The organism is Streptomyces sp. NPDC035033, from assembly GCF_040636735.1.
Taxonomy (GTDB): domain Bacteria; phylum Actinomycetota; class Actinomycetes; order Streptomycetales; family Streptomycetaceae; genus Streptomyces.
The window spans coordinates 19,764-32,420 of sequence record NZ_JBEZUZ010000043.1; the positions used below are offsets into that span (position 1 = coordinate 19,764).

11 protein-coding genes are annotated in these 12,657 nt (G+C 74.8%); 5 read left to right on the forward strand and 6 right to left on the reverse strand.

Going from position 1 to position 12,657, the window contains the following annotated elements; translation table 11 throughout:
* Positions 1-121: 121 nt before the first annotated feature.
* Positions 122-277, reverse strand: a complete 156-nt coding sequence (locus AB0E83_RS19110; RefSeq protein WP_362112672.1) for a hydrophobic protein — start codon at positions 275-277, stop codon at positions 122-124.
* Between the two features lie 47 nt (positions 278-324).
* Positions 325-891: an SRPBCC family protein gene (locus AB0E83_RS19115; protein WP_362112675.1), complete on the reverse strand. Its 567-nt coding sequence runs from the start codon at positions 889-891 to the stop codon at positions 325-327.
* 194 nt (positions 892-1,085) lie between these two features.
* Here AB0E83_RS19115 and AB0E83_RS19120 point away from each other — a divergent pair, with 194 nt between their 5' ends.
* Positions 1,086-2,558, forward strand: coding sequence for a TerD family protein (locus AB0E83_RS19120; protein ID WP_362112677.1), 1,473 nt, complete (start codon positions 1,086-1,088; stop codon positions 2,556-2,558).
* 7 nt (positions 2,559-2,565) lie between these two features.
* Here the strand turns inward: AB0E83_RS19120 and AB0E83_RS19125 are convergent, their stop codons facing one another.
* Positions 2,566-3,795 (reverse strand): ROK family transcriptional regulator, encoded by a 1,230-nt coding sequence (locus AB0E83_RS19125; RefSeq protein WP_362112680.1) that lies wholly within the window; start codon positions 3,793-3,795, stop codon positions 2,566-2,568.
* Between the two features lie 161 nt (positions 3,796-3,956).
* Here AB0E83_RS19125 and AB0E83_RS19130 point away from each other — a divergent pair, with 161 nt between their 5' ends.
* A complete protein-coding gene (locus AB0E83_RS19130) occupies positions 3,957-4,256 on the forward strand; it encodes a hypothetical protein (RefSeq protein WP_362112683.1) in 300 nt (99 codons plus the stop codon).
* Between the two features lie 106 nt (positions 4,257-4,362).
* Here the strand turns inward: AB0E83_RS19130 and katG are convergent, their stop codons facing one another.
* Both katG and AB0E83_RS19140 read right to left on the reverse strand, forming a co-directional pair.
* Positions 4,363-6,552, reverse strand: a complete 2,190-nt coding sequence (gene katG, locus AB0E83_RS19135; RefSeq protein WP_362112686.1) for a catalase/peroxidase HPI — start codon at positions 6,550-6,552, stop codon at positions 4,363-4,365.
* Between the two features lie 225 nt (positions 6,553-6,777).
* Entirely contained in the window at positions 6,778-7,818 is a 1,041-nt protein-coding gene (locus tag AB0E83_RS19140) for an amidinotransferase (protein ID WP_362112788.1), read from the reverse strand.
* A gap of 284 nt (positions 7,819-8,102) precedes the next feature.
* Here AB0E83_RS19140 and AB0E83_RS19145 point away from each other — a divergent pair, with 284 nt between their 5' ends.
* From AB0E83_RS19145 to AB0E83_RS19155, 3 genes are all read left to right on the forward strand, one after another.
* Entirely contained in the window at positions 8,103-8,918 is an 816-nt protein-coding gene (locus AB0E83_RS19145; protein ID WP_362112689.1) for an alpha/beta hydrolase, read from the forward strand.
* Positions 8,919-9,045: 127 nt separating this feature from the next.
* The gene (locus tag AB0E83_RS19150; protein ID WP_362112692.1) at positions 9,046-10,881 is read left to right on the forward strand and encodes an ABC transporter ATP-binding protein; all 1,836 of its coding nucleotides are present in this window, start codon (positions 9,046-9,048) and stop codon (positions 10,879-10,881) included.
* Positions 10,882-11,071: 190 nt separating this feature from the next.
* Complete coding sequence (locus tag AB0E83_RS19155; protein WP_362112695.1) at positions 11,072-11,371, forward strand: hypothetical protein; 300 nt, start codon at positions 11,072-11,074, stop codon at positions 11,369-11,371.
* Positions 11,372-11,398: 27 nt separating this feature from the next.
* Here the strand turns inward: AB0E83_RS19155 and AB0E83_RS19160 are convergent, their stop codons facing one another.
* Positions 11,399-12,583: an alcohol dehydrogenase catalytic domain-containing protein gene (locus tag AB0E83_RS19160; protein WP_362112791.1), complete on the reverse strand. Its 1,185-nt coding sequence runs from the start codon at positions 12,581-12,583 to the stop codon at positions 11,399-11,401.
* Positions 12,584-12,657: the final 74 nt, after the last annotated feature.

The following is a 12,657-nucleotide window of genomic DNA, read 5'->3' on the forward strand; positions in this document are numbered from 1 at the left end:
TCCCCCGACCGATAGTTGAAAATCAAACGAAATGGGTCCGGTCGACGGCGGCGGGGCGGGACGGGGGAACTCCCCGCCCGTGGCGGGCGGGGAGTTCCCGGACTCGTGGGGACGCGGCGGGTCACCAGCGGTACCACCGGGAACCGGAGCCGCGGAGCAGGAAACCGAGCACCCACAGGACGAGCACCGCCAGCGCGACGTACCAGAGCGCCTCGACGGCGAAGCCCGTCCCGAAGAGCACCAGGATCAGCAGGAGGACGAGAAGGAGGGGAACCATGACGGGGCCTTTCGAACGGTTCGGACAGGGGACGGTCCGGGCGCGGCTCAGCGCGGCGGCATGGGCTGCCGCCCCGGAGGCGCGTCCGGCGGATCCGGCGGCGGATCCGTGTCGGTGACCGGTACGGGACCGGGTCCCGGCGCGCCGGCCGGTCCGGCCGCGTCGCCGGGACGGAGCCGGTCGCGCCGGCCGCCGGTCGCCGCGTGACGGTCCTCGACGAAGTGCTTGAAGCGCCGGAGGTCGCCGGCGACCCGGGCGGAGACGATGCCCAGCGCCGCGGCCGCCCGCTCCGCCGGCCCCTCGGGCTCCATCTCCATCGCCAGTCGCACGCGCGTGTGGGTGGCGTCGATCGGCGTGAAGGTGACGACGCCCCGCTGGTGGGTCCCGCCGCCCACGGTCCGCCAGGCGATCCGCTCGTCCGGCAGCTGGTCGACGATCTCGGTGTCGAACTCCCGCCGGATCCCGACGATGCTCGTCCGCCAGTGGAGGTGCCGCTCGTCGGACCGCTCCACCGCCACCACGCCGTGCATGAAGCGGGGGAACTCCTCGAACCGCGTCCACTGGTCGTACACCTGCCGCAGCGGTGCGTTGACCCGGACCGTGTCGTGCACCACCGTCGTCACCTCCTCCGGCGGCCGGACGGAACCGGCTCCACACCCCCGCGTGTGCCCTGTACGGCCCGGAGCACTCGCCGGAGCGCGGGCCCCTCCCGGCGGGCCGGCGTCCGGCACTTGTCCCGGGACCGCGCGTCGCGGAAGATCTTCCGTGATCGACCGGGGCGGGGACACGAGGGAAAGGGCCGAGCGGGATGACGACGCTGATCAAGGGGGGCAACGGCTTCGTGCCGTCGGTGCCGTTGCGGATCGCCGTGCGCGGCCGGGGCGTGGACGCGATGGCGCTCCTTCTCACCGAGCGGGGGACCGTCCGGGGCGACGCGGACGTGGTCTTCCACGGCCGGCCGGCGCACCCGACGGGGACGGTGCGGCTCGCCCGGGCGCAGGACGGCACCGAGTGGCTGGAGGTGGCGCTGCCGGCGATCGAGGAGGGCGTCGCCCGGGTCCTCGTCGTCGGCTCCACGGACCGGGGCGCCCTGCGGGACGTGCCGGGACTCTCCGTGGAGGCCTTCGCCCCCGACGGCACCCCGGTCGCCCGGTACGACGTGACGGACGCGGCGGGGGAGACGGCGATGGTCCTCGCCGAGCTCTACCGGCGGGCCGGCGGCTGGAAGTTCCGGGCCGTCGGGCAGGGCTGGGCCGACGGCCTGGCGGGCCTGGCCACCGACCACGGCGTCGACGTGGCCGACGCGGCCCCGGCCGCCGCCCCTGCGCCGTGGCAGGCCCCGTCCGCGCCCGCGCCGGGCTCCGTGCCCCCGCCCGCGCCGTCCGCTCCCGCGCCCGCTTTCGTGCCCGCGCCCGCACCGGCTTTCGCGCCCGCGCCGACGGTCCCCGCGCCGGGCTTCGCGTCTCCGCCCGCCGCGCCCGCCGCCTTCGCCCCGCCCGCGCCCGGCCCCGCGCCCGTACCCGTCCCTGGTTCCGCGCCCGTACCCGCCCCCGCGCAGGCCGCCATGCCCCCGCACGGGGCGGCGGGGCCCGGGCAGGGGGACGCGTGGGCGTACGGGCCGGTGTTCGCGCCGTACACGGTGACCGGGCGGGACAACGACGTGATCACCGTGGAGGGGCTGCCGCCCGGCCCCGTCGTCGTCCAGCTGGAGGTGCCGGACGCGGGGTACACGGGGCTGTACGTCCTCGACCACCGCAACAAGGAGCAGGACGACCTGGTCAGCAGCACCGAGGACCACTACTTCGGCCGGGTGCTCACCACCGTCCCCGCCCACGGCACCCTGCGCCTCCGGCTGGAGGCCGAGGGCGCGTGGCGGGCGGAGGTCTCGCCCCTGGCGTCGGCCCGGCGGCTCACCGAGCAGGGGGTGGAGTCCCGGGGCCCCGACGTGCTGCTGCACACCGGCGGCGTCGCCGACCTGACGATCGACTACCGGGGCGACGACAACCTCATCGTCACCGCCTTCGAGCTGGCCGGCCACACCGACCACGCCGTCCTCCCGGACGACGAGGACCTGGTCAACGAGATCGGCGCGCGGCGCGAGACGGTCCCGCTCACCGAAGGGCCGCTCATCGTCCGGTTCGAGATGGCGGACGGCCCGTGGCGCGCCCGGCTCAAGCGCGTCCAGCCGCGCACCGGCCCGCTCTTCCCGGGCGGTGCCCCCGCGAGCCCCTGGCAGGCTCCGGCCCCGGACGGGCGCGAGGGGTGGTTCCCCCGTCGCTGAAGGGGGCTCAGAGCGGCGGGCCGACCGGCGGCGGCCCGCCGAAGACCTCCTCGCGGGCGGCCCGCAGCGCGAGGTCGAGCCCCCCGGCCAGGACCGGGTTCCCCGTCACCGCCGACAGCCGGATCGGGGCCCGCGAGTGGGCGAGGACCCGCACCTCGCGCTCGACCAGCGCCCGCAGCGGTTCGCCGCCCGCCGCGCAGAGCCGCCCCGCCAGCACGACGAGGCCGGGATCGACGACGGTGACGATGGACGCCAGGCCGGCGGCGAGCCGGGCCGCCACCCGGGCGAGCCCCGCCCGCGCGGCACCGGCCTCCCCGGCCGTCACCCCGGCACCGTCCCCCGCCGCCCCGGCCCGGCGCACCGCCTCGGCGACCGCCTCCGCGAAGTCGGCGCCCGGCACCCCGTGCGCGCGCAGCACCTCCCGTACCGCGTCCCCGCCGGCGAGCTCCTGGTAGCCGTGCCGGCCGTAGGGGTCGCCGGCCTCGCGGGCCGTCGGCGCGCCGGGCAGCGGGAGGTAACCCACCTCGCCCGCGCCGCCGAAGTGCCCCCGGTACAGGCGCCCGCCGATGACGAGGGCGGCGCCCAGCCCCTCGTCCGCCCACAGCAGGACGAAGTCCGGGCAGTCGGGGACGTGCGCCCGCTCGGCGACGGCCGCGAGGTTCACGTCGTTCTCGATCCGGACGGGGAGGCCGAGGGCCGCGCCGAGCGTCCGCTCCACGTCGGGGAAGAGCCAGGCCGCCATGTCCTCCTCGCCGGCGTACGCGAGACGGCCGGTCGTCGGGTCCACCGCGCCCTGCACGCCGATGACGACCCGCTTCGGCGGCTCCGGGACCGGGACCCGGCCCAGGGCCGCGCGCAGCGCCGCCACCAGCTCCTCCCGCCCGGCCCCCGCCGGCACCGGCGCCTCCGCCTCGCCGAGCACCGCGCCGGTGATGTCCGCGGCCCGCACCGCGATCCACTCGGGCGTCACGTCGACGGCGGCGACGAAGCCCGCCGCCGGGTTGACCCGGTACGTCTCCGGGACGCGCCCGGGCAGCCCCGTCCGCAGCCCGTTCCCCACCACGAGCCCGGCCTCCTCCAGCCGGGCGAGGACCTGGGAGGCGGTGGGCTTGGAGAGGCCGGTGAGCCTGCTGATCTCGGGGCGGGTGAGCGGCCCCTGACGGAGCAGCAGGTGGAGGGCGGCACGGTCGTTGACCGCCCGCACCAGTCCCGGCGTGCCACGGACGAGCTCGGTCACATGCCCTCCGCCGGCGGATCGGCCTCGCTGTTCGGACGAGGACTCACCCTATCGCGCGACACCGGGGCGGAAAGGGGTCGCCGGCGGCGGGAGCGGTGGCCCGTTCGGAGGACGCCGGGGGCCGGCGCGTGACCCCGGGCGGAACGTTCCGTTGAGAGGGCGTGACCTCATCTCGACGCATCTCCTCGGTCCTCGCCGTCGCCGCCGCCTTCTCCTGCCTGGGCGGCGCCGCCACGCAGGCCGTCGCCGCCCCCGCGGGCCCGCTCGGCCCGCCGATCAGCCCGATCGCCGAACTGGACGCCCTCGCCACCACCGGCATGCCCGAGGACGCCCGCGCCGCGTACCCCGGCGTCGGCGAGCAGCTCGGCGGACTGAGCAGGGTCAACGAACTCCACCAGCTCCACCAGCTCACCGACCAGGCCGCGCCGGTCATGGGGCTGCTCCCCGAGATCTCCACCTGACGGGAGCTCCGCCCACCCACCCCGCGGGCGCGCCCGTACGACTCCGGCGCCCGGACGGCCGCAGCACGACCGTCCGGGCGCCGGCCCGCGTCCGGACCCGCCCGGATCAGCGCAGGTCGAAGCGGTCCAGCTCCATCACCTTCGTCCAGGCGGCGACGAAGTCACGGACGAACTTCGCGCCCGCGTCCCGCGCCGCGTACACCTCCGCCAGGGCCCGCAGCTGGGCGTGGGAGCCGAAGACCAGGTCCACGGCGGTGCCCGTCCACCGCAGTTCGCCGGTGGCCCGGTCCCGGCCCTCGTAGACGTTCTCGTCCTGCTCCGAGACCTTCCACTCCGTGCCCATGTCGAGCAGGTTGACGAAGAAGTCGGTGGTCAGGCTGCCCGGCCGGTCGGTGAGGACGCCGTGGCGGGTCCCGCCGTGGCCGGTGTCCAGCGCCCGCATGCCGCCGATCAGGACCGTCATCTCCGGGGCCGTCAGGGTGAGCAGGGAGGCCCGGTCGAGCAGCAGCGTCTCCGGCGACAGCTTCTCGCCGGCCCCCAGGTAGTTGCGGAAGCCGTCGGCGCGCGGTTCGAGGACGGCGAAGGTCTCCACGTCCGTCTGCTCCTGCGTGGCGTCCGTCCGCCCCGGGGTGAACGGCACCGTCACCGGGTGGCCGGCGTCCTTCGCGGCCTGCTCGACGGCCGCGCAGCCGCCCAGCACGATCAGGTCGGCCAGCGAGATCCGGGTGCCGTCGCTCCGCCCGGCGGCGAACTCCTCCCGGAGGGCCTCCAGGGTGCGGACCGCCTCGGCCACCTCCGGCAGGTCGTTGACCGCCCAGTCCTTCTGCGGGGCGAGCCGGAGCCGGGCCCCGTTGGCGCCGCCGCGCTTGTCGGTGCCGCGGAAGCTCGCCGCCGACGCCCAGGCGGTGGTGACCAGTTGCGGGACGCTCAGCCCCGAGGCGAGGATCCGCTCCTTGAGGGCGGCGATGTCCTCGTCCCCCACCAGGTCGTGGTCGACCGGCGGCACCGGGTCCTGCCAGAGCTGAGGCTCCGGCACCCACGGCCCCAGGTAGCGGGAGACCGGCCCCATGTCGCGGTGGAGCAGCTTGTACCAGGCCTTGGCGAACGCCTCCGCCAGCTGGTCGGGGTTCTCGTGGAAGCGGCGGGAGATCGGCCCGTAGACCGGGTCCATCCGCAGCGCCAGGTCGGTCGTCAGCATCATCGGCGCGTGCCGCTTCGACGGGTCGTGCGCGTCCGGGACGGCGTCCCCGGCGGCCGGGTCGGTGGGCTTCCACTGGTGGGCGCCGGCCGGGCTGGTGGTCAGCTCCCACTCGTACCCGTACAGGTTGTCGAGGAAGCCGTTGTCCCACCGGGTCGGGTGGTTGGTCCAGGCCCCCTCCAGACCGCTGGTGAGGGCGTCGCCGCCGACGCCGGTGCCGGACGTGTTCCGCCAGCCGATGCCCTGCTGCTCGATCGGCGCGGCCTCCGGCTCCGGGCCGATGTACTGCGGGTCCACCGCACCGTGGCACTTGCCGAAGGTGTGGCCGCCGACGATGAGGGCGACGGTCTCCTCGTCGTTCATCGCCATCCGGCCGAAGGTCTCGCGGATGTCGCGGGCGGCGGCCAGCGGGTCCGGATTCCCGTTCGGGCCCTCCGGGTTGACGTAGATGAGGCCCATCTGGACCGCGCCGAGGGGGCCCGAGAGCTCCCGGTCGCCGCTGTAGCGCTCGTCGCCGAGCCAGGTGTCCTCCGGGCCCCAGAAGATCTCCTCCGGCTCCCAGATGTCCTCGCGGCCGAATCCGAATCCGAAGGTCTTGAACCCCATGGACTGCATCGCGCAGTCACCGGTGAAAACCAGGAGATCGGCCCAGGAGATCTTCTGTCCGTACTTCTGCTTCACCGGCCACAGCAGTCGGCGGGCCTTGTCCAGACTCGCGTTGTCCGGCCAGCTGTTCAGCGGCGCGAACCGCTGGGCGCCGCTTCCGCCGCCGCCGCGGCCGTCGGCGATGCGGTACGTGCCCGCCGCGTGCCAGCTCATCCGGATGAAAAGCGGACCGTAGTGCCCGTAGTCCGCGGGCCACCATTCCTGCGAGTCCGTCATCAGGGCCATGACGTCCCGCTTCAGCTCCTCGATGTCGAGGGACGCGAATTCCTTCGCGTAGTCGAAGTCCTTGTCGAGGGGATCGGCCTGCGGATCATTCCGATGGAGTACGGAGAGGTCCAGCTGATTCGGCCACCAGTCCCGATTGGTCCGGGGCCGGGTGTCCTTGGGGCTGGGGGAGGGAATTGCCGGGTTCTCGCTCTCACTGCCGGTCACGTACGGCCTTCTTCCTGTGTGCTCGCTCTTTCCCGCCGCCGGCCGGAATTCTCACGGCGGCGCGTCCGTATGGTCGCGCACCGGGCTTCCCTCGGCCACGCGAACACGCAGGGCACGGCTGCCCGGAAGGAATCGGCCCGGAAATCGCCCGCGGACCCGGAAATCGCTCACGATGACGGGAATCGCTCGTGTTTCCGGAAACCGGTCCCGGGACCGGGACCGCCCTCAGGAGGGGCCGGTCGGGGCGGGGCTCCGCCGCCGGACGTCGAGCGTGGCGCAGTGGAAGGAGCCGCCGAACGGCGCGTAGTGCAGGAGGTCGCAGGGCACGGGCTCGAAACCCCAGCGCTCCAGGGCGCGCAGCGTCCGGGTGTGGTGCCGCTCCGCCACCACCCTCTTCTCGTCGAGCATCAGCACGTTCATGCTCAGCCATTTGCCGCACATCGAGGTGATCCGCAGCAGCCGTTCCGGCAGGGGATCGGGCTCGGGCGCCGTGAGGATCTCCCAGGAGTCCAGCACCGGCGGCAGCCGGTCGGGATCGACGTACTCCGGGTTCACCAGGGCGCGGCCCGGCGCGAGCGGCAGGAACGTGGTGTCGATGTGCATCGGCGTCCGGCAGCGGCTCTCGATCTCGTGGATCCGGTACTCCGGGCCCAGGTGGCGCCGCAGCCACTCGATGCCCATGCGGTTGGTGACGTTGCTGCGCGTCACGAACAGGTCCCGGCCCGCCCGGACGAAGTCGGCCGCGTCGAAGACCGGCTCGAACTCGGTCACCAGGTGCCGCACCGGCTCGCCGGGCCGGGGCGGTCGGTACGACGGGTCGAAGAGCTCGTCCGTCAACTGCGGCCTCGGCGCGGCCGTCCAGCGCGCCCCGCGCCGGAAGTAGTCCTTGAGCAGGGAGCGGTACGCGTGCGTCTCGAAGTACCGGCAGGGCCACGCCATGGGCGTCTCGATGATCTCGTCGTCGACGACGAGCATGCTGTCCCGGGGGCAGGCGGTGCAGAAGCCGCGCGTGGACCACTCGGGCGTGGCGAACCGCCGCCGGTGGGGCACCGCGTCCGGCCGCCGGACCGTCACCCCGAGGGACTCCAGGAGGGCGACGAAGCCCTCGATCTCCTCCTCGGCCTTCCCGACCAGCATCCGGGGGTAGCGGAACCCGGCGGCGACCCCCTGGAGCCGGGCCGCCCAGCCCGGCATGGTGGACCGGACCGTCGGGTGCCGGGAGGGGATCGTGGCGCCGTCGACGCGGCCCACCACGACCTCCTCCAGCGGGTCCCACTCGGTGGACGAGCGGACCGGCGAGCCCCCGGCCGCCCCGCCGGGGGACGCCTCCGGCGGGACGGGGCGGGGGCCGGGCGGGGGGAACTCCCGCGAGCGGGTCGGGAACGCCGTCACGGCTGCCTCCTGGGGGGTCGGCGGCACGGCACCGGGCGCGGTGCGCAGAGCGCGGCTTCCCCGGCGGACCCCTCCGCATGCCCGCAGGCACCGGCCGCCCGTGTTGAGGGCCCCGGGGCCCGTTCCTAGGCTGGGGGCGAGAGAGCAGGAGGGCTTCGATGGCCGCCGTCACCGTGCACCGCGCCGTCCTCGGCGGCGGACGCCCGACGCTCCCGTACGCGGCGGCCGGCCGGCCCGGGAGCGGCCTCCCGCTCGTCCTCGTCCACGGCTACGTCGACTCCTGGTGGACCTTCGAGCCGCTGCTGCGGGCCCTGCCGGCCGCGCTGCGCGCCTACGCGCCGACCCAGCGCGGCCACGGCGACGCCGACAAGCCCGAGGAGGGGTATCTCCCCGAGGACTTCGCCGACGACCTGGTCGCCTTCCTCGACCACCTCGGCATCGAGCGGGCCGTCCTCGTCGGCGGGTCGAGCGGCGGCGTACCGGCGCGGATCGTGGCCGGCCGGCGGCCCGACCGGGTCGCCGGCCTCGTCCTGCTCGGCGTCCCCGCCCTGCTCGCCGACAAGCCCGGCGTCACCGCCTTCCTGGAGACCGTCCGCACCCTGGAGGACCCCGTCGACCGCGGGTTCGCCGCCGAGTTCACCCGCGGGCTCGGGACGGACCGGCTGGCCCCCGGCTTCCTGGAGACCCTCGTCGACGAGAGCGCCAAGGCCCCGGCCCGCGTCTGGCGCGAGACCCTGCGCGGACTCCTGGAGACCGACCTCGCGGCCACCCTCACCGGGATCCTCGTCCCCACCCTCGTCGTCTGGGGCGACCAGGACCCCTTCCTCACCCGTTCGGACCAGCAGGCCGTCCTCGACGCGATCCCCGACTCCCGGCTCCTCGTCCACGAGGGCGCCGGGCACCTCGTGCACGGGGAGGACCCCGAGCGGGTCGCGCGCGAACTCGCCGCCTTCACCGCCGGACTGCGCGGCTGACCGCCCCGCCCGGCCGGAAGAACCGCGGACCGCGCCGCCCCCGGCCGGAAAAAATCCCTGGACCCCCCGGGCCGCACTGCGCCACACTCCGTCACCCACCGTGTCCGCGCAACGACGGAAGGTCGTGATGGGAACCTCAGAACAACGCGGCGGCGGGCCGGGCAGCAGCTCCGTCCGCCTCGCCCTCCGCCACTACGGCGGAGAGCTGGTCCGGCTCCGACGGGTGGCCGTACCCGCCCTGCTGCTGCCGGCCCTCGGCAACATCGCCATCAACTACCTCGCCCCCCTCGTGGTCGCGAAGCTCGTCGGCCGGGTCGCCGACGACGGCGCCGCCACCACCCTCGACTCGGTCCTGCCCTACGCCCTCGGCTTCGCCGGCGTCCTCCTCCTCGGCGAGGCGCTGTGGCGGGTCGGCTTCCACTGCCTCAACCGGCTCGACGCCCACGGCATCGAGCACCTGTACGCCGTCGGGATGGACGAACTCCTCGCCAAGGACGCGGCGTTCTTCCACGACAACTTCGCCGGCTCGCTCACCAAGCGGGTCATCAGCTTCGCCTCCCGCTTCGAGGACTTCGTCGACACCCTGACCTTCCAGGTGATGGGCAGCTTCGTCCCGCTGCTCTTCGCCTCGGTGGTCCTCTGGCAGTACGACCCGCTGCTCGTCGCCGGCCTCCTGGTGATGATCGCCCTCACCGCCGTCTGCGTCTTTCCGCTCGTCCGCCGCCGGCAGCGCATCGTCGCCGCGCGCGAGGAGGCCATCGCCCGGGTGTCGGGTCACGTCGCCGACGTGCTCACCAACATGGACAGCGTCCGCTCCTTCGCCGCCGAGGAGCGGGAGGCCGCCGAACACCGGTCCCGCACCGCCGAGTCGCGCCGGATCACCCTGCGCTCCTGGGACTACGGCAACCTGCGCATCGACACCCTCGTGGCGCCGCTCTCCGTCGTCACCAACGTGATCGGGCTCGTCCTCGCGCTGACGCTCGGGGCGGGGGAGCGGGGCGTGGAGGCGATCATCGTGGCGTTCACGTACTACGCCAACGCCACCCGCATCATGTTCGAGTTCAACCAGATCTACCGGCGCCTGGAGAGCTCCGTGACGGAGGCCGCCCAGTTCACCGAACTCCTCCTGGAGCCGCCGGCCGTCGTCGACCCGCCCCGTCCCGAGCCCGTCACGGACCGGTCCGGCGCGGTCCGCTTCGAAGGGGTCAGCTTCGCGCACCGGGGGGCGAAGCCGCTGTTCGAAGGGCTCGACCTGGACGTGCCCGCCGGCACCAAGGTCGGTTTCGTCGGCCGGTCCGGCGGCGGCAAGACCACCCTCGTCCGGCTGCTGCTGCGGATGACCGACGTCGACGGCGGACGGATCCTGATCGGCGGCCAGGACATCAGCCGCATGCGCCAGTCCGACCTGCGCGGCCTCATCGCCTCCGTACCGCAGGACCCGGCCATGTTCCACCGCACCCTGCGGGAGAACATCGCCTTCGCCCGCCCCGGGGCCACCGAGGCCGAGATCCGGCGGGCCGCCGAGGCCGCCCACGTCACCGAGTTCGCCGACGCCCTGCCCGAGGGCTTCGACACCCTCGTCGGGGAGCGCGGGGTGAAGCTCTCCGGCGGACAGCGGCAGCGGGTCGCGCTCGCCCGGGCGATCCTGCGCGACGCACCGGTCCTCCTCCTCGACGAGGCGACCAGCGCCCTCGACTCCGAGAGCGAACTCCTCGTCCAGGACGCCCTGTGGCGGCTCATGGAGGGCCGGACCGCGCTCGTCGTCGCCCACCGGCTCTCCACCGTCGCCGGCATGGACCGGCTCGTCGTCCTCGACCGCGGCCGGATCGTCGAGGAGGGCGACCACCGCGAACTGCTCGCCGCGGACGGCGCGTACGCCAAGTTGTGGCGCCACCAGTCGGGCGGCTTCCTCGACGAGGCCCCCACCGGCCCGGCGGGACCGGAACCCACCCTGAACCGCTGACCGCCACACCGCCCCGACCAGCGGGTTCGTCCCGGCCCGCCGGTCCCGGGGCTGCGGGCCGTGCGGGTGCGGACACGGTGCGCGTCTGCCAGCCTGGTGGTTGCGTGCCCGGCACAACGCCTTGACGGAAACCGTCCGTGCCACCGCCCCCCCCGGGCGGTGGCACGGCGTACGACGGAAGGAGGCGGTCATGCTCATCGGCCACGCCTTCGAGGAGGGCGTCCTGCACCTGTCGCTCCCGGGCGACCTCGCTCTCACCATGCGGTCCGCGGCCGACTTGGAGGCCCAGGCCCTGGCCCACGCGCACCGCCCCCGGCACGTCCGGGTCCAGCTCTCCACCGCCGACCCCTCACCCGCCTCCCTGAGCGTGCTCTCCCGGGTCCGCCGCTTCTGCGAGACCGTCCGGATCCCCCTCACCGTCGTCGGCCCCGCTCCGGTCCGGGTCCTCGCCGACGCGCTCCTCACCGAGGAGCCTCACCCGAACGGGTGAGTCGGGGCGCCGGTGGGCGGCGCGCGGTCACGGCCGGAAGAGGATCTTCACCGCGTCGTCGCTCTTCGACTGGAACATCTCGTACGCGGCCGGCGCCTCGTCCAGCGGCAGCCGGTGCGTCGCGAAGCCGTCCACGCCCAGCGGATCGGCGTCGGTGAGCAGCGGAAGCAGCTCGTCCACCCAGCGCAGCACGTTCGCCTGCCCCATGCGCAGCCGGAGCTGCTTGTCGAACATGACGAGCAGCGGCATCGGGTCGGCGGCACCGCCGTACACCCCGGCCAGCGACACCGTGCCGCCCCGTCGCACCAGCTCGACCGCCAGGTGCAGCGCCGACAGGCGGTCCACGCCGTAGCGGCGCATCAGCCGCCCGGCCAGCGCGTCCGGCAGCAGTGCCACCAGGCTCTGCAGCGTCTTCGCCACCGGCGCGCCGTGCGCCTCCATCCCGACCGCGTCGACGACGGCGTCGGGACCCCGCCCGTCCGTCAGGTCGCGCACCCGCTCCACCAGCTCGCCGTCGTCCGCCGCGGGATCCAGGACGTGGACGCCGCGGGCGGCCGCCCGGGCCCGCCGGGCCGCCACCGGGTCGATCCCGACGACCGTCTCCGCCCCGCGCAGCAGGGCGATCCGGGCGGCCATGTCCCCGATGGGCCCGAGGCCGAGCACGGCGAGCGAGCCGCCGCGCGGCACCTCGGCGTAGTCGACCGCCTGCCACGCCGTCGGCAGCACGTCCGACAGGTAGACGAACCGGTCGTCCGGCGGCCCCTCGGGCACCGGGATCGGCAGGGTGTCGCCGAACGGCACCCGGAGGAACTCCGCCTGGCCGCCCGGCACCTGCCCGTACAGCTTGGTGTAGCCGAACAGCGCGGCCCCGCTCCCGTACGCGCGGACCTGGGTCGTCTCGCACTGCGAGTGCAGTCCCGCCAGGCACATCGGGCACCGCCCGCAGGAGACGTTGAACGGCACCACCACCCGGTCGCCCGGCTTCACCCGGCGCACCTCGGAGCCGGTCTCCTCCACCACCCCCATCGGCTCGTGCCCCAGGATGTCGCCCGGGTCCAGGAACGGGCCGAGGACCTCGTACAGGTGCAGGTCCGATCCGCACAGCCCGCTCGTGGTGATCCGCACGATCACGTCCGTGGGCTCCTGGAGCACCGGGTCGGGCACCGACTCCACCGTGACCTTCCGCCGGGCCTGCCAGGTGACGGCCTTCATCGCGGCCACCTCCTCCTCCGGCGCCGTGGGCGCCGGTCGCCGTCGTCGGCCCGTCCGGCGGGACGCGGAGGGCC

Coding starts and splice junctions, on each gene's coding strand:
- AB0E83_RS19110 (WP_362112672.1), bottom strand. CDS start 277: ATGGTTCCCCTCCTTCTCGTCCTCCTGCTGATCCTGGTGCTCTTCGGG.
- AB0E83_RS19120 (WP_362112677.1), top strand. CDS start 1,086: ATGACGACGCTGATCAAGGGGGGCAACGGCTTCGTGCCGTCGGTGCCG.
- AB0E83_RS19145 (WP_362112689.1), top strand. CDS start 8,103: ATGGCCGCCGTCACCGTGCACCGCGCCGTCCTCGGCGGCGGACGCCCG.
- AB0E83_RS19150 (WP_362112692.1), top strand. CDS start 9,046: ATGGGAACCTCAGAACAACGCGGCGGCGGGCCGGGCAGCAGCTCCGTC.
- AB0E83_RS19155 (WP_362112695.1), top strand. CDS start 11,072: ATGCTCATCGGCCACGCCTTCGAGGAGGGCGTCCTGCACCTGTCGCTC.
- AB0E83_RS19160 (WP_362112791.1), bottom strand. CDS start 12,583: ATGAAGGCCGTCACCTGGCAGGCCCGGCGGAAGGTCACGGTGGAGTCG.